Source organism: Vibrio anguillarum, from assembly GCF_001989995.2.
GTDB lineage: Bacteria > Pseudomonadota > Gammaproteobacteria > Enterobacterales > Vibrionaceae > Vibrio > Vibrio anguillarum.
This window is the reverse complement of sequence record NZ_JAHGUP010000029.1, coordinates 74013-92797: the sequence shown is the minus strand read 5'-3', so window position 1 is coordinate 92797 and position 18785 is coordinate 74013. Positions and strand designations below refer to the sequence as shown.

Below are 18785 nucleotides of genomic sequence, written 5' to 3'. Positions count from 1 at the left end.
AGAGCACGGATGGCATTGGCGAGTTCTTTATTAGAAACAAGGTTACGGGAAGACATGTCTGCTCCTGAGTGCATTAAGCGAATTCAAATTAACGGAAATGGGCTGTAAATAGCGCGGCTATTCTCTCAAAGCACTTTTCTCACTGCAAACGTTTTACTGGAGAAATAGTGCTCTTTAGCGCTTATTTTTAGGATAAAAAACCAAACTCCAATTTTTCATCTAAATTTAAGCAAACGTTTGGTTTACAGACAGGCGTAAAAATAACTTGTAATTCGACCATTCAAAACTAGAATAGACGTCTAGATGTAGAAACACCTACATAAACTAATGAATAACGATGGTGAGCGAAGCTTGCCATAGTCCAACGATTAAAAGTGGAGCTCTCATGGTTAAGCACCTGTTTACTTCTGAATCCGTTTCAGAAGGCCATCCAGATAAAATTGCAGACCAAATTTCTGATGCAGTTTTGGATGCGATTCTAGAACAAGACATCAAAGCGCGCGTTGCTTGTGAAACTTACGTGAAAACCGGCATGGTCATGGTTGGTGGTGAAATCACTACCTCTGCATGGGTGGACATTGAAGAACTTACTCGCCAAACCGTTCGTGAAATTGGTTACGTCAACTCAGAGATGGGTTTCGATGCCAATTCTTGCGCTGTTTTGAATACCATTGGTAAACAGTCACCTGATATCAACCAAGGTGTTGATAAGGCCGATCCTAAAGAACAAGGCGCCGGTGACCAAGGTATTATGTTCGGTTACGCGACCAACGAAACTGAAATCCTGATGCCAGCACCGATCACCTACGCTCACCGCTTGATGCAAAAACAAGCAGAAGTGCGTAAAAATGGCACGCTTTCTTGGCTACGTCCTGATGCAAAATCTCAAGTTACCTTCCAATATGACCAAGGTAAAATTGTCGGAATTGATGCAGTCGTTCTTTCAACGCAACATTGCGACTCTATCTCGACAGCTGACCTACGCGAAGGCGTCATGGAAGAGATCATTAAGCCTGTGTTGCCAGCCGAGTGGCTTAGCAAAGAGACCAAATTCTTCATCAACCCAACCGGTCGTTTTGTGATTGGCGGCCCAATGGGTGACTGTGGTTTAACTGGTCGTAAGATCATTGTTGATACCTACGGCGGCGCAGCGCGTCACGGTGGTGGTGCATTCTCTGGTAAAGATCCATCAAAAGTAGACCGTAGTGCAGCCTACGCGGCGCGTTATGTAGCGAAAAACATCGTGGCGGCTGGCCTTGCTGACCGCTGTGAAATTCAGTTGTCATACGCCATTGGTATTGCAGATCCAACCTCAATCATGGTCGAAACCTTTGGTACTGAGAAAGTATCACAAGAGATCATCATTGAAGCGGTACGCCAGCACTTCGACCTACGCCCATACGGCCTACAAGAAATGCTCAATTTGCTGCAACCGATCTACAAGAAAACCGCCGCTTACGGTCACTTCGGCCGTGAAGAGTTTCCTTGGGAAGCGATTGACAAAGCCGCCATCCTGCGTGACTTTGCTGGCTTGAAGTAATTTTCAACCTAGTTTAAATTTGTAAGCCCTTGCTCATTCGCAAGGGCTTTTTTCTAGGAATGAATCTGTGCCTAATTTTGAGCTACATTACCGCGCGCAAGTAAAAGCAAAACAGTGCATCACAACCGCTCGTCACTATTTTCAACACGACTTCCCTATGCCAAATATCAACTATCAGTTGCGGGGAAAGGCGGCAGGTAAGGCTTATTTACAACGTTGGGAAATCAGACTGAATCCAGTGCTGTTTGCTGAAAATCAACGCGCTTTTCTCGATGAAGTGATCCCACATGAAATCGCCCACCTAATTACCTACCAGCGCTATGGTCGTGTTCGTCCACACGGTAAAGAGTGGCAGGCCGTGATGAATCAAGTGTTTCATTTACCAGCCAATACCACTCATCGCTTTGAAGTCTCTTCTGTGCAAGGCAAAACCTTTGAATATCACTGCGCTTGTGCGCATTATCCGCTCACTGTCCGTCGTCACAATAAAGTGATGCGCAATCAAGCCACCTACCGCTGTCAACACTGTGCACAAACGCTCCATTTTACTGGCGTGCAGCTTTCATAAATAAACTTTGGTTGCTGCTACTTGAATCCACAGCGGTGTGGTTACACCCATCTACAATTAACAACAAAAACATCATTTATTATTCTTTAATCTGAGTGTTAGACTAATAAAAACCATACTTATATCAGTCTAAATGATGTCCTATTTTCGCTTATTGCTTGTGAATAGCAGCTTAGCTTTGTTCTCGTTTTGTGCCCTAGCTGCGCCTCCCGCTTCCTTTTCTCAAGCTAAAAAAGAAGCATTGAAAATCTATCATGATCATCCAGTGAGCTTTTACTGCGGTTGTGACATTGCATGGCAAGGTAAGAAAGGCACGCCCGACTTACAAACTTGTGGTTACCAAGTTCGCAAACAACAAACTCGCGCCAGCCGTATTGAATGGGAACACGTCGTCCCTGCTTGGCAATTTGGCCACCAGCGTCAGTGCTGGCAACAAGGTGGGCGTAAAAATTGCACCAAAAATGATACTATTTTTCGTTCGATGGAAGCTGACCTCCACAACCTGACGCCGGCGATTGGCGAAGTCAACGGCGATCGTTCAAACTACAATTTCAGTCAGTGGAATGGCGTAGAAGGTGAAAGCTATGGCCGTTGTGAAATGCAGGTCGATTTTAAACAACGCAAAGTCATGCCACCCGATAGAGCACGTGGCTCAATTGCTCGTACCTATCTGTACATGAGCCAAAACTATGGCTTTCAGTTATCCAAGTCCCAAACACAACTAATGCAAGCTTGGAATCGCCAATACCCAGCCGATGAGTGGGAATGCAAACGCGATCAGCGAATTGCCAAAGTTCAAGGCAACCACAACCCATTTGTGCAGCAACAGTGCCGTTCATAAGGTACTTTTTGTGGGCCATTTTCGTGATTGAAACTCGCCCTTGCCCCTTGTTTTTTCAGTGTAAAGCATCCATGTTAATGGCTATTAAACGTCAGGTAGGAACTATCCATGCGTATCCCTAGAATTTATCATCCGACTCCTCTTCAACCCTCAAGCATTATTGCTCTCAATGATGATGCGGCTGGGCATATTGGCCGAGTGTTACGCATGCAAGCGGGCCAAGAAGTACTGCTTTTTGATGGCAGTGGCGCGGAATTCCCAGCGGAAATTACCGAGGTCAGCAAAAAAAATGTGCTGGTCAATGTGTTGAAAAGAGTCGAAAGCAGCTGTGAATCGCCTCTTAATTTACACCTTGGGCAGGTGATCTCGCGTGGAGACAAAATGGAGTTCACCATTCAAAAATCGGTCGAACTTGGCGTCAATACCATCACGCCTTTGATTTCTGAACGTTGCGGCGTGAAATTAGATGCCAAACGTTTTGAGAAAAAACTTGAACAGTGGCAAAAAATTGCAATCAGCGCTTGTGAGCAGTGCGGCCGCAATATAGTGCCGCTGATCCGCCCAATTATGCAGTTGGAAGAGTGGTGTGCCGAACCCAGTGATGCGCTCAAGCTCAACTTACATCCACGTGCGAAGTATTCGATTAATACCCTGCCTCAACCCATCAATAAAGTCCGTTTGTTGATTGGCCCTGAAGGGGGCTTATCAGAATCAGAAATTAGCATGACTGAACAGTACCATTTTGAAGAAACCTTACTAGGCCCACGCGTATTGCGTACTGAAACTGCGGCCTTAACGGCTATTACTGCTCTTCAAGTTCGCTTTGGCGATCTTGGCTAACCGGAGAAAAACAATGATTAAACTTGGTATCGTCATGGACCCTATCTCGTCCATTAACATCAAAAAAGATTCCAGCTTTGCCATGTTGCTAGAAGCGCAGCGTCGTGGTTATGAAATCCACTATATGGAGATGAATGATCTACACTTAGATCAAGGTGTCGCTTTTGCCGATACCAAAGTGGTTACATTAAAAGAAGATCCGAACGGTTGGTATGAGTTTTTATCTGAGCAAACTATTCCACTGGCTGATCTCGATGCAGTGTTGATGCGTAAAGATCCGCCGTTTGACACTGAATATATCTACGCAACCTACATTCTAGAACGAGCAGAAGAAGCAGGAACATTAATCGTCAATAAGCCGCAAAGCTTACGTGACTGCAATGAGAAACTGTTTACGGCATGGTTCCCTGAACTAACGCCAACCACCATAGTGACGCGTAAAGCGGAAAAAATTAAAGCCTTCCGCGCGCAACATGGTGATGTGATTTTAAAACCGTTAGACGGTATGGGCGGGGCGTCTATCTTCCGCGTTAAAGAGGGTGATCCAAACGTATCTGTCATTATCGAAACATTAACTAACCACGGCCAAAACTACTGTATGGCGCAAACTTTTGTACCTGACATCAGCAACGGTGATAAACGTATTTTAGTGGTCGATGGTGAACCAATGCCTTACTGCCTAGCGCGAATTCCGGCACAAGGTGAAACCCGTGGCAATTTGGCAGCTGGTGGCCGTGGTGAAGCGCGTCCGCTAAGCGAAACCGATAAAAAAATTGCTCAAACTATTGCTCCAACATTGAAAGAAAAAGGCTTAATCTTTGTCGGACTTGACGTTATTGGCGACAAGCTCACTGAGATCAACGTGACGAGCCCTACGTGTATTCGTGAAATAGAGGCCGCCTTTGATATCTCAATTACCGGTAAGTTGATGGACGCGATTGAGCGTCGAATCAACAAGTCATGCTGAACTGGGCAAACTCTTGCCCAGTAATTTGCGATAGGTTGGAGGCAGTATGAATCTTACAAATCATTTTTTAGTCGCCATGCCAAGTATGAGAGACCCTTACTTCAAGCACAGTGTTATTTATATCTGTGAGCACAATGAAGAAGGGGCGATGGGCTTGATGATTAATGTGCCGATTGATATCACCGTGGGCGGCATGTTAAACCAAGTCGATGTTGAGCCAAGCTATCCGAAGCTTCAACTTGATAGCCTAAAAAGGCCCGTATTGAATGGCGGTCCTGTTTCTGAAGATCGTGGGTTTATTCTACATCGACCGAAAGATCATTATGAGTCCAGCATCCGTATGAGCGATGACATTGCCGTCACCACATCGAAAGATATTTTAGCGGTACTGGGCACAGATGCCGAACCAAGTCACTATCTTGTGGCTCTGGGTTATTCAGGCTGGGAGCCCGGTCAGCTTGAGTTAGAGCTGGCTGAAAATTCTTGGTTAACCATTGAGGCCGATCCAGAGGTTATCTTTAATACGCCCATTCACGATAAGTGGAATCAGGCGATTAAAAAACTCGGCATTGATCCCATCCAACTCTCAGCGCAAGCTGGGCATGCTTAACTTTTACGGCTCTAACCTTTACGGCTCTAACTAGGTAACGCGCCTTTTTAGAGCCTTTATTGCACCATTCAAGATACTGATTATGACATCCAGAACCATTATGGCTTTTGACTTTGGCACCAAAAGCATCGGCAGTGCGATTGGCCAAGAAGTTACAGGCACCGCATCACCACTTAAAGCCTTTAAAGCCAATGACGGAATTCCACATTGGGAAGAGATCGAAAAGCAGATCAAAGAGTGGCAACCCCATTTATTGGTGGTAGGGCTACCAACAGATTTGCACGGCAAAGCATTAGAAACCATTACCCCACGAGCCAAAAAATTTGCGCAGCGTTTACACGGGCGCTTTGGCTTAGCCGTCGAGATGCATGACGAACGGCTTTCAACCCGGGAAGCCCGCGCCGACTTATTTGCCATGGGCGGCTATAAGGCGCTGAGCAAAGGCAATGTCGATTGCCAATCAGCTGTAGTGATCTTAGAGAGCTGGTTTGAAGCGCAATGGGGCGCGTAACTTAACTTTAATACAGCGGCGCAGCACAATCCCGAATCGAGTTCGGGATTGTTCGTCTTAAACTGCGACTATTCCATATCAATCTGCACGTTATCCAATGTGCCACTGCTGATCCCTTCGCCACGCTTTGTTTTTAACATTAAACGTAAATCGTTAGCCGAGTCAGCGCTGTGCAGTGCATCTTGTTCACTGATTTTGTCCTCAACGACCAGTTGATATAGTGCTTGGTCAAAAGTCTGCATCCCCACTTCTTTTGATTTGCCCATCGTCGCTTTCAATTCGTGCAGATCACCGCGGCGGATCAAATCGGAAATTCGAGGGCTGTTGAGTAAAATCTCAAACACACCATGTCGTCCCTTGCCATTTTTATCGCGGATCAACTGCTGCCCCACGACGCCTTTGAGGTTCATCGACAGATCAAACAAAAACTGCTCTTTTTGCTCTTTAGGAACCAAATGCAAAATTCGCTCAAGCGCTTGGTTGGCATTGTTAGCATGTAACGTTGCCATACATAAATGACCTGTCTCGGCAAAGGTCATCGCATATTCCATCGTTTCACGTGAACGGATCTCACCAATTAAAATCATATCAGGGGCTTGGCGCAGAGAGTTTTTCAGAGCCACTTCGTAACTCTCGGTATCCAACCCTACTTCTCGCTGGGTCACAATGCAACGCTGATGCTCATGCACAAACTCAATCGGGTCTTCCACCGTTAAAATATGCCCAGTTCGGTGCGAGTTACGATAACCCGTCATGGCCGCCATGGTGGTCGATTTGCCCGACCCCGTCGCGCCGACCACCAGCACCAGCCCACGCTTTGCAATCGAGAGATCTTGCAACACGCCCGGTAACTTTAATTCTTCAAAAGTGGGGATATGAGTTTCAATACGGCGGATCACCGCACCGGGCAGCTCACGCTGAAAAAAAGCACTGACACGAAAACGGCCAATCTCTCTCACCACTGCAAAATTGGCTTCACGTGTGCGTTGAAATTCACGGCGGCGATCCTCATCCATCATGGCATCTAACAACGCCATCACCTGCGTTTGGGATAACTTTTCGCCATGAGCTCTTAACTCTCCATCGACGCGAAATAACACTGGCGCTCCTACGGTGAGGTACAAGTCGGAAGCTTTTTGAGTCAACATACCCTCAAGACATTGGTTCAGTTCCATGAGCTCTCTCTTAAAATGGTGATGAATTGACTTCCAGTTTTTTCTGCACTTCTTCTTGATCGACAATACCTTGCGCAATCAACTGTTTGGAATTCTGTTCCATGGTTTGCATGCCATGCGCCGCACCCGTTTGGATGATGGAGTACATCTGCGCAACCTTATCCTCGCGGATCAAGTTACGAATCGCTGGAGTGGCAAGCATAATTTCATGACATGCGACGCGGCCCCCACCTAAACGTTTTAGCAACTTTTGCGCAATCACGGCTCGCAATGATTCAGAGAGCATTGAACGAACCATCTCTTTATCACTACCGGGAAACACATCAATGATCCGGTCGATGGTTTTCGCCGCAGAGCTGGTATGTAACGTGCCAAACACTAAATGCCCGGTTTCAGCCGCGGTTAACGCTAAGCTGATGGTTTCTTGATCGCGCAGCTCACCGACTAAGATTACATCCGGATCTTCGCGCAGCGCCGAACGTAGCGCCGCTTTAAAACTGTGGGTATCTCGGTGTACTTCACGTTGGTTAACCAAACATTTATTGTTGCTATGCACAAACTCAATGGGGTCTTCAATGGTTAAAATGTGTTTGTTGTGATGAGAATTAATGTAATCAACCATTGCTGCCAGTGTGGTCGACTTACCCGACCCTGTTGGCCCAGTCACCAGCACCAATCCTTTCTCATAATTGGCGATTTTATTAAAAATGTCAGGCGCTTGTAGTTCTTCCAAGGTTGGGATCACCGTAGGAATCGTCCGGAAAACCGCAGAGCAGCCACGAGATTGATGGAAAGCATTGACACGAAAACGCCCTACATTAGGCAGCTCAAATGAGAAATCCACTTCCAGTTTCTCTTCAAATTCACTACGCTGAGCATCGTTCATGATCTCAAAAATCAAACGATGCACGTCAGCATGAGTAAAAGCAGGCACTCCGAGCTTTCTTACTTCACCATCTATCCGTACCATAGGTGGAACACCTGCAGATAGGTGTAGATCCGAAGCGTTGTGCTTTACACTAAAATCCAGTAGCTCAGCGATATCCATTTAATTTCCTTAGTAAAGTCAGGCTATGAGTAGTATTCAACAAAACATTGAACAGATCACTTCACAAATTGAAAGTGCACAACAAAAGTGTGGACGCGCTCGAGAGAGAGTGCAACTTTTAGCGGTCAGTAAGACCAAACCTGTCGAGGCGATTCTAGAAGCAGCGCGCGCTGGGCAACGTTTATTTGGTGAAAACTATGTGCAAGAGGGCGCGGATAAAGTTCAATACTTCAATACCTTGCACCCCGAACTGGATTTAGAATGGCACTTTATCGGCCCAATTCAGTCCAATAAATCGCGCATTGTGGCCGAGAACTTTGCTTGGGTGCATACGGTGGATCGAAGTAAAATTGCCCAGCGTTTAAATGATCAACGCCCAGCGGGCATGCCACCACTACAGGTCTTGATTCAAGTCAACACCAGCGGCGAAAGCTCGAAATCGGGCATTAGTGAACACGAAATAGTTGAGTTGGCAGAGTTGATATCCGCGCTACCCAACCTCACGTTAAGAGGACTGATGTCTATTCCTGAGAATGTCCCCGATTACGCTGCGCAACTTGCCGCATTTCAAAAACTGGCGAGCTTACAAGCGCAATTGTCTGAACGTTTTTCAGGGTTAGATACGCTCTCAATGGGCATGAGTGGTGACATGCAAGCGGCGATTGAAGCTGGTAGCACTATGGTGAGGATCGGCACCGCTATTTTTGGTGCGCGTGATTACGCTTAGCACTGGCTTAACTATCAACCACATAATAATCAATCAGCGACAAGCAATTAGAGGTCAGCAGATGCAGCAGAGAAACATCACTTTTATCGGTGCAGGCAATATGGCCAAAGCAATTATTGCAGGCTTAGTCGCCAGCGGTTATCCAGCTGATAGAATTACCGCGACCGCACCGTCAGAAACAAGACGCAAACCACTGGAAAGTGCTTATGGCATTCACACCACCAGCGATAATCTTGCCGCAGCGCAGCAAGCCGATGTGGTGGTACTGGCGGTCAAACCGCAGTTGATGGCCAGTGTCTGTCAACCTTTGCAATCCATTGATTTTAGAAATAAGTTGGTGATCTCCATTGCAGCAGGTGTTTCTGCGGCGCGCCTTAATGAGATGCTGGCAACCGAACTACAACTAGTACGCGCCATGCCCAATACACCTTCGCTGATCAATCGAGGCATGAGCGGTCTATTTGCCACTCCAAGCGTATCAGAGCAAGACAAACGCTTTACCGCACAATTGCTACAAGCCGTTGGTGAAGTGTGCTGGGTTGAAAACGAGTCCGCCATTAATGGCATCATCGCCGCCGCAGGCAGTGCGCCTGCCTACTTCTTTTTGTTTATGGAAGCGATGCAAAATGAAGCCATCGCTCAAGGCTTTGATAAAGAAACGGCCCGTTTGTTAGTACAACAAGCGGCGTTAGGCGCAGCCGAAATGGTGGTGGCAAACCCTGAGATTGAACTCTCGACATTGCGTGAACAAGTGACCTCCAAAGGCGGCACCACCGCCGAGGCGATTCGCACCTTTAACGAGCATCAACTTGCCAATATCGTTGCACAAGCGATGCAAGCGGCCGTAACTCGTGCACAAGAAATGGAAAAACTGTTTTAATCCTAGTGGCGTTTCACTAAGCTATAGCGCAAAAGCGCAAACGACACTCTACTCATATTAAGGGCTAGCTATGAATTCAATGAGTTTTTTGATCTCCACCCTGTTTGATCTGTACATCATGGTCGTAATTTTACGTATCTGGTTACAAGCAGCGCGTGCCGATTTCTATAACCCATTCTCCCAGTTTATCGTCAAAGCAACGCAACCTGTGGTTGGCCCACTGCGCCGAGCGATTCCATCCATTGGTAGCCTAGATTTGGCCACGGTTCTCTTTGCGTACGTGCTGTGCGTATTGAAATTTATTGCCTTAATGCTGGTGGCATCAGGTGGTGCGGTTAGTTTTAGCGTCTACTTTTTATTCTTAGGCTTACTCTCGTTAGTCAAAGCCGCTGGCGGTTTGCTGTTCTGGGTGCTGTTGATCCGCGCTATTCTCAGTTGGGTTAGCCAAGGCCGCAGCCCGATTGAATACGTATTTCATCAATTAACAGAGCCGATGCTTGCGCCGATCCGCCGTATCCTACCAGCGATGGGTGGTTTTGATTTAAGTGTATTGGTGCTGTTTATTGTGCTGCAGTTTGCGAACTTCCTAATGGGCGATTTTATTGGCCCAGTATGGTATCAGTTGTAATGTCATCTGCTGTTTGGCAAGAGGGAGAGGATCTAATCCTCAAGCTCTACATCCAACCCAAAGCAAGCCGCGATAGTATCGTCGGCTTGCATGGTGAGGAACTCAAAATTGCCATCACCGCACCGCCTGTTGATGGCAAAGCCAACGCGCATTTAACCAAATTCTTGGCCAAACAATTTAAAGTCGCCAAAGGTTTAATCGAGATAGAAAAAGGGGAATTGGGACGTCATAAACAAGTCCGAATTCATTCACCTCAAGTGATACCACAGCCGATTGAAGCCATCTTGTGATGGCTTTTTATTTAGCCCACTCTGTTTTGTAAGGAGCACCACATGCGTAAATGGATGATAGCGTTTGTTATAGCCTTTATTTCGCTACCCACACTCGCCGAGCAGTTTCAAACCATCAAGAATGTTGAAGTTCACTACTCAGCTTTCAACTCAACATTTTTAACGCCACAAGTGGCGCGCAGTTATCAGTTAAAACGTAATGGTTACTCGGCTATTTTAAACATCAGCGTATTAGATAACTCGGCCTTAGGTAAACCAGCTATGGAAGCGACACTCAAAGGCAATGCGAAAAACCTAATCGGTCAGGTACGTGAACTTGAATTTAAACAATTCAAAGAGGGCAACGCGATTTATTACCTCGCTGAATTCCCCATTACCAATGAAGAGAATTTGAGTTTTGACATTGAGGTTGATGCGGGCTTAAAAGGCACCGGTAAACTTAAATTCACCCAAAAATTCTACGTCGAAGAATAGAGAAACAGTGCAATGAAAAAAATAGTATTAGCCACAGGAAACCAAGGCAAAGTGCGCGAAATGGCTGATCTGCTGGTTGATTTCGGTTTTGATGTGGTGGCGCAAACAGAATTAAACGTCCTAGAAGCCGAGGAAACTGGCACCACCTTTATTGAAAATGCGATCATCAAAGCACGACATGCTGCCAAAATCACTGGCTTACCTGCGATTGCCGATGACTCCGGCTTAGAAGTGGATTATCTGCAAGGTGCTCCGGGAATTTACTCGGCGCGCTACGCGGGTGAAAATGCCAGTGACCAACAAAACCTAGAAAAATTATTAGCGGCAATGGAAGGCGTACCAGACGAACAACGCACCGCTCGTTTTCATTGCGTGCTGGTTTTCATGCGTCACGAAAATGACCCAACACCATTGGTCTGCCATGGTACGTGGCAAGGTCGCATCTTGCACCAAGCTCACGGCAGTAACGGTTTTGGTTATGATCCGATCTTCTTTGTCCCTGAAGATAACTGCGCTTCAGCTGAACTGCTACCTGCACGTAAAAAGCAGCTTTCACATCGTGGCAAAGCGCTAAAAATGCTATTTAAAACCTTAAGCGAGCAAAATTCATAATGTTGCAACCACCCGCGCTGAGTTTGTACGTGCACATCCCGTGGTGTGTACAAAAATGCCCCTATTGTGATTTTAACTCTCACGCGCTAAAGCACGATATTCCTGAACGTGAATACATTGATGCGCTATTGGAGGATCTCGATACCGATATCGCCAAATACCGCCTTGCAGACCATCCTCGCCCATTGCATTCCATTTTTATTGGCGGTGGTACACCGAGTCTTTTTTCTGCTGAAGGTATTGCTCGCCTGCTGCAAGGCATTGAAGCGCGTATTGCGTTTAAGCCTGGGATTGAAATCACCATGGAGGCCAACCCGGGCACGGTAGAAGCTGACCGTTTTGTTGGATATCGACAAGCAGGGGTGACGCGCATCTCGATTGGTGTACAAAGTTTTGAGCCACAAAAACTGGCACGTTTAGGGCGAATTCATGGTCAGCAAGAAGCGGTTAATGCCGCTCAATTAGCTCATCAAATTGGCTTAAACAGCTTCAACTTAGATTTGATGCATGGCTTACCCGATCAAAACTGTGAACAAGCGCTGGCCGATTTAGACAAAGCGATTGCACTAAACCCACCTCATCTTTCTTGGTATCAACTGACCATTGAACCTAATACGGTTTTCTACTTTAAACCGCCTACTTTGCCAGATGATGACGCACTGTGGGATATTTTTGAGCTGGGTCACCAAAAATTGGCCGCCGCTGGGTACGTGCAGTATGAAATTTCTGGCTATAGCAAACCCGGCTATCAATGCCAACACAACTTAAATTACTGGCGCTTTGGTGATTATCTGGGGATTGGTTGTGGCGCGCATGGCAAGCTCAGCTTTAACGACGGGCGTATTGTACGCACCACTAAGGTGAAGCATCCGCGTGGCTATCTCAATTTACTCAAACCTTACTTGGATGACGAATTTGAAGTCGCCGCTGCGGATCGCCCTTTTGAATTCTTCATGAACCGCTTTCGCTTGATGGAACCTTGTCCGAAACAAGACTTTGTTGAAACAACTGGATTAAGTTTAAGCGTGATTCAGTCAACGATAGATTGGGCACTAGCCGAACACTATTTAACGCAAACCGAAAGTCACTGGCAAATCACAGAAAAAGGAAAACTGTTTCTTAATGACTTGCTCGAAGCCTTTATGGCTGACGACTAAAAAGATAACCCCAACAGAGATTGGCTAACCTAATCGGTAGCCAATCTTTTGCCAAAAACACGGGCTGTCAGAAAATATTGAACTTAAAAGATAGAGCGACCAATACGCTCAGCCAAGAGTTCTAACATCTTAGTGCCCGCTAAAGAATTACCTGACGCATCAAGCTCTGGCGACCAAACCGCAATCGTCATCTCCCCAGGAACAACAGCAATAATACCGCCACCTACGCCCGATTTACCCGGCATGCCAACACGATAAGCGAACTCTCCCGCGCCATCATACAAACCGCAAGTCGCCAATAAGGCATTGATCTGCTTACTTTGTGTCGGCGTTACTATCGCTTCCTTGGTATGCACGGACACCCCTTTATTCGCCAGATAACTGAAGGTTTTCGCTAATTGAACACAGCTCATTTTAAGTGAACAAGCGTGAAAATAGTTGTGCAGGACCGGGATAACGTCATTATCGAAATTACCAAACGATCGCATCAAATAGGCGATGGCAGCATTGCGATCGCTGTGCATCATTTCTGAAGCCGCTACCACTTTGTCGTATACGATGCCCTCTTCACCCGACAACTGACGTACAAACTCCAGTAAGCGCTGCCGAGGGGCTGATAAACGGCTATGCAGCATATCCGCCACCACAATAGCTCCAGCATTGATAAAAGGGTTACGCGGAATGCCCTGCTCCATTTCAAGCTGGATCATCGAATTAAACGCTTGGCCTGAAGGTTCTTTTCCGACACGAAGCCATAGCTCTTCTGGTTTATAAAGCATCATAGCAAGCGTTAAGCTCAAAGCTTTAGAGATGGATTGAATTGAGAATCCTTCCGTGGCATCTCCAGCCGAAATCACTTCACCTTGATTGGTGTAAACCGCGATCGCCAGCTTGTTATTCGGTACTTTAGCTAAAGCAGGAATGTAATCGGCGACTTTTCCTTTGCCGATCAGTGGGCGAACCTCACACAAAATATCAGCAAGTAGATTGGGAGTTAGCTTCATGGGTGACCTTACCTCGGGTGAGAAATGTTTTTCTCTATTTTTATAATGATTTTCGTAGGGCGCTAAGGCCGAAAAAGCCAACATTACAACAATGTTGGCTTTTCTTTAATCGCTAATTTTGTTGCAGCAACAAAAGTGAGTCGTTACGCGGTGCGTTTATATTTTATATCCCACACACCATGACCTAAACGGTGACCACGCGCTTCAAATTTAGTCAAAGGACGCTCTTCTGGACGAGGAATATAGTCACCTTCTGCGGCAATATTGGCAAAGCCCGGCGCTTGATTCATCACTTCAATCATATGCTCAGCGTAGTTTTCCCAGTCCGTCGCCATATGAAAGATACCCTCTTCCATTTTTAGTTTTTGACGCACCATTTCCGCAAATTCTAACTGCACAATACGGCGCTTGTGGTGACGTTTTTTGTGCCAAGGATCAGGGAAGAACAGTTGCAGTGTATGCAGGCTACCATCAGGGATCATGTGTTCAAACACTTCCACTGCATCATGGCACATCACGCGTAAATTAGTCACGCCAGCATCACGAGCGGCTGACAAACAGGCGCCAACACCTGGGCTATGCACTTCAATACCAAAGAAGTTTTTTTGCGGTGCATTTTTAGCCATTTCAACTAATGAAGCGCCCATACCAAAACCGATTTCTAAAACCACCGGGTTATCGTTACCAAAAACCGCCGCCCAATCGAGCAATTGTGGCTGGAAATCAATACCCATTGTTGGCCAACATTCATTCATTGCCGCTTCTTGGCCTTTGGTTAATCGACCCTCACGACGAACGAAACTACGGATTCGACGCAGTATTTTGCCTTCTTCGGTATATTCGTTGGTGGTTACTTCACTCATTGATCTTGCCTGCACATTGATTAATCAAAGCGGGGATTATCCAAAGAATTATTCTCGGTGCAAGTGTTATCGAAATAAACTTGTTGGATAAATCCACACAATTTGTCCGTTTTACAACGTCACATTTATGTGGTGCAATTTTGCTCCACTAAAACTATAAACCAAAGAGCCTGTCGTGACACCTTTCGCTAACGCCATTTTAAAATGGTATGACGCCTATGGGCGCAAACATTTGCCGTGGCAACAAAACAAAACGGCCTACAGCGTTTGGCTGTCGGAAATTATGCTCCAACAAACTCAAGTCGCAACGGTAATCCCTTATTTCGAACGCTTCATGCAACGTTTTCCAACCGTGATTGATTTAGCCAATGCAGAACAAGACGAGGTACTGCACCTATGGACCGGCCTTGGTTATTACGCACGTGCGCGCAATCTACACAAAGCAGCCAAAATAGTGGCCAGCGAATATGGCGGTGAGTTTCCCCTTGATATCGAACAGATGAATGCTCTACCGGGTATTGGCCGCTCAACCGCTGCGGCGGTGCTTTCTTCGGTTTATAAGCAGCCGCACGCCATTTTAGATGGTAACGTAAAGCGTACTTTAGCCCGCTGTTTTGCTGTCGAAGGCTGGCCGGGGCAAAAAAAGGTTGAAACTCAGTTGTGGCAACATGCCGAACAAAATACGCCAGCGCAAGATGTTGATAAATATAACCAAGCCATGATGGATATGGGGGCGATGGTCTGCACACGCAGCAAACCGAAATGCACGCTCTGCCCAGTTGAATCTTTTTGCATCGCCAATAAACAAAATAACCCACTCGATTATCCGGGCAAAAAACCAAACACAGACAAACCAACCAAGCAAACTTGGTTTGTGATGCTACACCATAACCATCAAGTATGGTTAGAACAGCGCCCTCAAAGTGGAATTTGGGGTGGATTATTTTGCTTCCCTGAAAACCCCAATAGTGCCATCGAAGATCAACTTGATCACAGAGCCATCAAAGAGAGCGCTATCCGCTCTATTCGCCCACTCATCGCTTTTCGCCACACGTTTAGCCATTATCATTTAGAGATCACACCGATCTTGGTGGAGTTATCTCAACAACCGAACATCATCATGGAAGCAAGCAAAGGTCTTTGGTATAACTTAGCCCAACCGGAACAAATCGGCTTAGCCGCTCCTGTAAAACAGTTGCTAGAAAGCCTTCCATTTGAAATTAACCCTTAAAACACCGAAGAGGAAGTGACCATGAGCCGCACTGTATTTTGTGCTCGACTAAATAAAGAAGCCGACGGTTTGGATTTTCAACTGTACCCAGGTGAATTGGGTAAACGTATTTTTGACAACATCTCAAAAGAGGCTTGGGCACAATGGCAGCATAAGCAAACCATGCTGATCAACGAGAAAAAACTCAATATGATGGACCCTGAACATCGTAAATTGCTGGAAACCGAAATGACCAACTTCCTATTTGAAGGAAAAGAGGTCCATATCGAAGGCTACACGCCACCAAGCAAATAAGAGATACCTTATTTATTTCGAGGATAATCAATGACATCATGGTAAACGCTCTGATGTCATTTTTGTATTGGGAAGATAATGAGAAAGCTGACTTACTTTTTTATTGCAATGCTACTGGCCGGTTGTAGCCGAGAATTAGTTGAACGCATATACAGCGTCGACTATGAGCCGACCAATCGTTTTGCCAAAAACTTAGCGCAATTACCCGGGCAATTTGTCAAAGATACCGCCGCCTTAGATGCACTGATCAGCAGTTTTTCTGGCAACATTGAAAAACGTTGGGGCAGTAAAGAGATCAAAGTCGCCGGTAAAAGCAACTATGTAAAATACATCGATAATTACCTGAGTCGTTCCGAAGTCAATTTCTCCACGGGAACCATTATTATCGAAACAGTTTCCCCAACTGACCCAAAAAAACATCTGCGCAATGCCATTATTACCACCTTGCTCACGCCTGATGATCCCGCACACGTTGACCTTTTCTCTTCACAAAATATCGAATTGAATGGTCAGCCATTTTTGTACAACCAAGTGCTTGATCAAGATAAACAACCGATCCAGTGGGGTTGGCGCGCGAATCGATTTGCTGATTATCTTATTGAAAATAAATTAAAAATTAAGAACGTTGATTTCAAAAAAGCCTACTATGTGGAAATTCCTATGGTAGCGGATCATGCCTCTAAACGAGGTTATAAATACGCCGACATCGTGCACCGAGCCTCGAAAAAATATAACATTCCCGAAGATCTGATCTACGCGATCATAAAAACGGAAAGTAGCTTTAACCCCTACGCCGTCAGTTGGGCCAATGCGTATGGCCTGATGCAAGTGGTTCCTAAAACCGCAGGTCGAGATGTCTTTAAACTGGTCAAAAATAAATCTGGTGAGCCCAGCCCTGAATATCTGTTTGATCCCGAAAAAAATATTGATACGGGAACGGCCTATTTTTATATTCTGAAAAACCGCTACCTCAAAGAGGTCAGCCATCCAACGTCACTCGAATACAGTATGATTTCGGCCTACAACGGCGGCACAGGAGGAGTACTGAATACCTTTAGCAAAGATAGGAAACGAGCGATGAGGGACTTAAATTCACTGCAACCCAATCAAGTCTATTGGGCGCTGACCCAAAAACACCCTAATGCTGAATCGAGAAGGTACTTAGAAAAAGTAACAAAATTCAAAAAGGAATTTAACGCAGGTGGATAAAAAAGCGCAGCTTTGTCTAAATTCGCAGCAAACAAACCGTTTTTTCAAAATATTTCCAAAAAGCAGTTGACGATTGAAGGGAAAATCCGTTTAATAGCGCTCCGTTGCCCGGATAGCTCAGTCGGTAGAGCAGAGGATTGAAAATCCTCGTGTCGGTGGTTCGATTCCGCCTCCGGGCACCACAAATTAAATTGTTGGTGCTTTTGTTAAAGTAGCAGCAAGCAATAAATAAAGTGCGCCGACTTAGCTCAGTAGGTAGAGCAACTGACTTGTAATCAGTAGGTCACCAGTTCGATTCCGGTAGTCGGCACCATTTATTGCCTCGATAGCTCAGTCGGTAGAGCAGAGGATTGAAAATCCTCGTGTCGGTGGTTCGATTCCGCCTCGAGGCACCATTATTTGGTGCGAAGTCTTAGACTTACACAGATAATTCCCCCTTAGTTCAGTCGGTAGAACGGCGGACTGTTAATCCGTATGTCGCAAGTTCAAGTCTTGCAGGGGGAGCCACTTTTAAAGCCAAGTCTAACGACTTGGCTTTTTTATTACCTGTCATATTTATCCAATCCCCTCTACCTCTACAGCGATTACCTCTACAACGATTGAATTATGGGTCAGTCCATTTTCCGTCAAAAACTAAAACCAGTCTGGTGAGTTTGCTCCTTTAGTGTAACCAAGCGGATAAACGTGTGTTTTTCAACGCGCTTTTATTCGCTATTTGCTCCATTCAAAGCTCCTATTTTCTTTTCAACGCCTCTTTCCCTATCTAATCTGACACTAATTTTTAACGAAAATGGGCAAAAACGAGTCACTAAGTATAGAAAAACAACAAACGACATTTTTTTTGCATTTTACTGTTGACGTTAAATGCGAAAAACCTTTTAATACACCCCGTCGCCCGGATAGCTCAGTCGGTAGAGCAGAGGATTGAAAATCCTCGTGTCGGTGGTTCGATTCCGCCTCCGGGCACCACAGTTTCTAAATTGTTGGTGCCTAGCACAGACAATAAATTTAAAGATAAAAATGTGCCGACTTAGCTCAGTAGGTAGAGCAACTGACTTGTAATCAGTAGGTCACCAGTTCGACTCCGGTAGTCGGCACCATTCTTTAAAACCTGTTCCCCCTTAGTTCAGTCGGTAGAACGGCGGACTGTTAATCCGTATGTCGCAAGTTCAAGTCTTGCAGGGGGAGCCACTTTTCATCAATGAGCACTGCTTATTGATTCGGCGCCGACTTAGCTCAGTAGGTAGAGCAACTGACTTGTAATCAGTAGGTCACCAGTTCGATTCCGGTAGTCGGCACCATTTATCTGCATAAGA

The 18785-nt window shown here is 45.8% G+C and carries 21 protein-coding genes and 8 tRNA genes; 25 read left to right on the top strand and 4 right to left on the bottom strand.

The features are described from left to right. Positions 1 to 385: 385 nt before the first annotated feature. From metK to ruvX, 7 genes are all read left to right on the top strand, one after another. Entirely contained in the window at positions 386 to 1540 is a 1155-nt protein-coding gene (gene metK / locus PL85_RS08965; protein WP_029189916.1) for a methionine adenosyltransferase, read from the top strand. Positions 1541 to 1607: 67 nt separating this feature from the next. Further along, positions 1608 to 2108, top strand: a complete 501-nt coding sequence (locus PL85_RS08960) for a SprT family zinc-dependent metalloprotease (RefSeq protein WP_013857812.1) — start codon at positions 1608 to 1610, stop codon at positions 2106 to 2108. A 133-nt stretch (positions 2109 to 2241) separates the two neighbouring features. After that, positions 2242 to 2949, top strand: a complete 708-nt coding sequence (gene endA / locus PL85_RS08955) for a deoxyribonuclease I (RefSeq protein ID WP_094150972.1) — start codon at positions 2242 to 2244, stop codon at positions 2947 to 2949. 108 nt (positions 2950 to 3057) lie between these two features. Further along, positions 3058 to 3789 (top strand): 16S rRNA (uracil(1498)-N(3))-methyltransferase, encoded by a 732-nt coding sequence (rsmE, locus tag PL85_RS08950; RefSeq protein ID WP_013857814.1) that lies wholly within the window; start codon positions 3058 to 3060, stop codon positions 3787 to 3789. Between the two features lie 13 nt (positions 3790 to 3802). Continuing rightward, positions 3803 to 4756, top strand: coding sequence for a glutathione synthase (gene gshB, locus PL85_RS08945; protein ID WP_040122940.1), 954 nt, complete (start codon positions 3803 to 3805; stop codon positions 4754 to 4756). A gap of 46 nt (positions 4757 to 4802) precedes the next feature. Further along, complete coding sequence (locus tag PL85_RS08940) at positions 4803 to 5366, top strand: YqgE/AlgH family protein (RefSeq protein ID WP_017045507.1); 564 nt, start codon at positions 4803 to 4805, stop codon at positions 5364 to 5366. Between the two features lie 82 nt (positions 5367 to 5448). Then, a complete protein-coding gene (gene ruvX / locus PL85_RS08935; protein ID WP_017045508.1) occupies positions 5449 to 5877 on the top strand; it encodes a Holliday junction resolvase RuvX in 429 nt (142 codons plus the stop codon). A 68-nt stretch (positions 5878 to 5945) separates the two neighbouring features. Here ruvX and PL85_RS08930 read toward each other — a convergent pair whose 3' ends face one another. Together PL85_RS08930 and PL85_RS08925 are read right to left on the bottom strand one after the other, a co-directional pair. Further along, entirely contained in the window at positions 5946 to 7052 is a 1107-nt protein-coding gene (locus PL85_RS08930; RefSeq protein ID WP_017048293.1) for a PilT/PilU family type 4a pilus ATPase, read from the bottom strand. Between the two features lie 10 nt (positions 7053 to 7062). After that, positions 7063 to 8100, bottom strand: a complete 1038-nt coding sequence (locus PL85_RS08925) for a type IV pilus twitching motility protein PilT (RefSeq protein WP_013857819.1) — start codon at positions 8098 to 8100, stop codon at positions 7063 to 7065. A gap of 25 nt (positions 8101 to 8125) precedes the next feature. On the opposite strand from PL85_RS08925, the gene PL85_RS08920 reads away from it, so the two are divergent. The 7 genes from PL85_RS08920 (at position 8126) to hemW (ending at position 12868) form a co-directional block, all read left to right on the top strand. Continuing rightward, positions 8126 to 8827, top strand: a complete 702-nt coding sequence (locus tag PL85_RS08920; protein WP_064624330.1) for a YggS family pyridoxal phosphate-dependent enzyme — start codon at positions 8126 to 8128, stop codon at positions 8825 to 8827. Positions 8828 to 8888: 61 nt separating this feature from the next. Continuing rightward, positions 8889 to 9707, top strand: coding sequence for a pyrroline-5-carboxylate reductase (proC, locus tag PL85_RS08915; RefSeq protein WP_064624328.1), 819 nt, complete (start codon positions 8889 to 8891; stop codon positions 9705 to 9707). Between the two features lie 70 nt (positions 9708 to 9777). Further along, entirely contained in the window at positions 9778 to 10335 is a 558-nt protein-coding gene (locus PL85_RS08910) for a YggT family protein (protein ID WP_010320643.1), read from the top strand. Further along, a complete protein-coding gene (yggU, locus tag PL85_RS08905) occupies positions 10335 to 10625 on the top strand; it encodes a DUF167 family protein YggU (RefSeq protein WP_026028229.1) in 291 nt (96 codons plus the stop codon). The genes PL85_RS08910 and yggU overlap by 1 nt, the downstream gene beginning before the upstream one ends. Positions 10626 to 10667: 42 nt before the next feature. Further along, complete coding sequence (locus PL85_RS08900) at positions 10668 to 11099, top strand: DUF4426 domain-containing protein (RefSeq protein ID WP_013857823.1); 432 nt, start codon at positions 10668 to 10670, stop codon at positions 11097 to 11099. Positions 11100 to 11111: 12 nt separating this feature from the next. Continuing rightward, complete coding sequence (locus PL85_RS08895) at positions 11112 to 11711, top strand: XTP/dITP diphosphatase (RefSeq protein ID WP_115339481.1); 600 nt, start codon at positions 11112 to 11114, stop codon at positions 11709 to 11711. Beyond that, entirely contained in the window at positions 11711 to 12868 is a 1158-nt protein-coding gene (hemW, locus tag PL85_RS08890) for a radical SAM family heme chaperone HemW (protein WP_017045513.1), read from the top strand. Before PL85_RS08895 ends, hemW begins: the two co-directional genes overlap by 1 nt. A gap of 83 nt (positions 12869 to 12951) precedes the next feature. Here hemW and glsB read toward each other — a convergent pair whose 3' ends face one another. After that, complete coding sequence (gene glsB / locus PL85_RS08885) at positions 12952 to 13872, bottom strand: glutaminase B (RefSeq protein WP_026028230.1); 921 nt, start codon at positions 13870 to 13872, stop codon at positions 12952 to 12954. A 143-nt stretch (positions 13873 to 14015) separates the two neighbouring features. Further along, positions 14016 to 14735, bottom strand: coding sequence for a tRNA (guanosine(46)-N7)-methyltransferase TrmB (gene trmB, locus PL85_RS08880; protein ID WP_026027213.1), 720 nt, complete (start codon positions 14733 to 14735; stop codon positions 14016 to 14018). Positions 14736 to 14910: 175 nt separating this feature from the next. On the opposite strand from trmB, the gene mutY reads away from it, so the two are divergent. From mutY to PL85_RS08825, 11 genes are all read left to right on the top strand, one after another. Continuing rightward, the gene (gene mutY / locus PL85_RS08875; protein ID WP_115339480.1) at positions 14911 to 15966 is read left to right on the top strand and encodes an A/G-specific adenine glycosylase; all 1056 of its coding nucleotides are present in this window, start codon (positions 14911 to 14913) and stop codon (positions 15964 to 15966) included. 21 nt (positions 15967 to 15987) lie between these two features. Continuing rightward, positions 15988 to 16260, top strand: a complete 273-nt coding sequence (locus tag PL85_RS08870) for an oxidative damage protection protein (protein WP_010320634.1) — start codon at positions 15988 to 15990, stop codon at positions 16258 to 16260. A 78-nt stretch (positions 16261 to 16338) separates the two neighbouring features. Then, positions 16339 to 17469 (top strand): membrane-bound lytic murein transglycosylase MltC, encoded by a 1131-nt coding sequence (gene mltC, locus PL85_RS08865; RefSeq protein WP_094124570.1) that lies wholly within the window; start codon positions 16339 to 16341, stop codon positions 17467 to 17469. A 106-nt stretch (positions 17470 to 17575) separates the two neighbouring features. Beyond that, positions 17576 to 17651 (top strand) — tRNA-Phe (locus PL85_RS08860). A gap of 55 nt (positions 17652 to 17706) precedes the next feature. After that, a tRNA-Thr gene (locus PL85_RS08855) sits at positions 17707 to 17782 on the top strand. 6 nt (positions 17783 to 17788) lie between these two features. Next, a tRNA-Phe gene (locus PL85_RS08850) sits at positions 17789 to 17864 on the top strand. A 36-nt stretch (positions 17865 to 17900) separates the two neighbouring features. Further along, positions 17901 to 17976, top strand: a tRNA-Asn gene (locus PL85_RS08845). A 386-nt stretch (positions 17977 to 18362) separates the two neighbouring features. Further along, positions 18363 to 18438: transfer RNA gene (locus tag PL85_RS08840), tRNA-Phe, on the top strand. 55 nt (positions 18439 to 18493) lie between these two features. Beyond that, positions 18494 to 18569: transfer RNA gene (locus PL85_RS08835), tRNA-Thr, on the top strand. A 15-nt stretch (positions 18570 to 18584) separates the two neighbouring features. After that, a tRNA-Asn gene (locus PL85_RS08830) sits at positions 18585 to 18660 on the top strand. Positions 18661 to 18694: 34 nt separating this feature from the next. After that, a tRNA-Thr gene (locus PL85_RS08825) sits at positions 18695 to 18770 on the top strand. The last annotated feature ends 15 nt before the right edge of the window (positions 18771 to 18785 follow it).

Bases quoted from the DNA above. Each gene is read 5' to 3' on its own strand.
- metK (WP_029189916.1), top strand. From the start codon at position 386: ATGGTTAAGCACCTGTTTACTTCTGAATCCGTTTCAGAAGGCCATCCA.
- endA (WP_094150972.1), top strand. From the start codon at position 2,242: ATGATGTCCTATTTTCGCTTATTGCTTGTGAATAGCAGCTTAGCTTTG.
- rsmE (WP_013857814.1), top strand. From the start codon at position 3,058: ATGCGTATCCCTAGAATTTATCATCCGACTCCTCTTCAACCCTCAAGC.
- gshB (WP_040122940.1), top strand. From the start codon at position 3,803: ATGATTAAACTTGGTATCGTCATGGACCCTATCTCGTCCATTAACATC.
- PL85_RS08940 (WP_017045507.1), top strand. From the start codon at position 4,803: ATGAATCTTACAAATCATTTTTTAGTCGCCATGCCAAGTATGAGAGAC.
- ruvX (WP_017045508.1), top strand. From the start codon at position 5,449: ATGACATCCAGAACCATTATGGCTTTTGACTTTGGCACCAAAAGCATC.
- PL85_RS08930 (WP_017048293.1), bottom strand. From the start codon at position 7,052: ATGGAACTGAACCAATGTCTTGAGGGTATGTTGACTCAAAAAGCTTCC.
- PL85_RS08925 (WP_013857819.1), bottom strand. From the start codon at position 8,100: ATGGATATCGCTGAGCTACTGGATTTTAGTGTAAAGCACAACGCTTCG.
- PL85_RS08920 (WP_064624330.1), top strand. From the start codon at position 8,126: ATGAGTAGTATTCAACAAAACATTGAACAGATCACTTCACAAATTGAA.
- proC (WP_064624328.1), top strand. From the start codon at position 8,889: ATGCAGCAGAGAAACATCACTTTTATCGGTGCAGGCAATATGGCCAAA.
- PL85_RS08910 (WP_010320643.1), top strand. From the start codon at position 9,778: ATGAATTCAATGAGTTTTTTGATCTCCACCCTGTTTGATCTGTACATC.
- yggU (WP_026028229.1), top strand. From the start codon at position 10,335: ATGTCATCTGCTGTTTGGCAAGAGGGAGAGGATCTAATCCTCAAGCTC.
- PL85_RS08900 (WP_013857823.1), top strand. From the start codon at position 10,668: ATGCGTAAATGGATGATAGCGTTTGTTATAGCCTTTATTTCGCTACCC.
- PL85_RS08895 (WP_115339481.1), top strand. From the start codon at position 11,112: ATGAAAAAAATAGTATTAGCCACAGGAAACCAAGGCAAAGTGCGCGAA.
- hemW (WP_017045513.1), top strand. From the start codon at position 11,711: ATGTTGCAACCACCCGCGCTGAGTTTGTACGTGCACATCCCGTGGTGT.
- glsB (WP_026028230.1), bottom strand. From the start codon at position 13,872: ATGAAGCTAACTCCCAATCTACTTGCTGATATTTTGTGTGAGGTTCGC.
- trmB (WP_026027213.1), bottom strand. From the start codon at position 14,735: ATGAGTGAAGTAACCACCAACGAATATACCGAAGAAGGCAAAATACTG.
- PL85_RS08870 (WP_010320634.1), top strand. From the start codon at position 15,988: ATGAGCCGCACTGTATTTTGTGCTCGACTAAATAAAGAAGCCGACGGT.
- mltC (WP_094124570.1), top strand. From the start codon at position 16,339: ATGAGAAAGCTGACTTACTTTTTTATTGCAATGCTACTGGCCGGTTGT.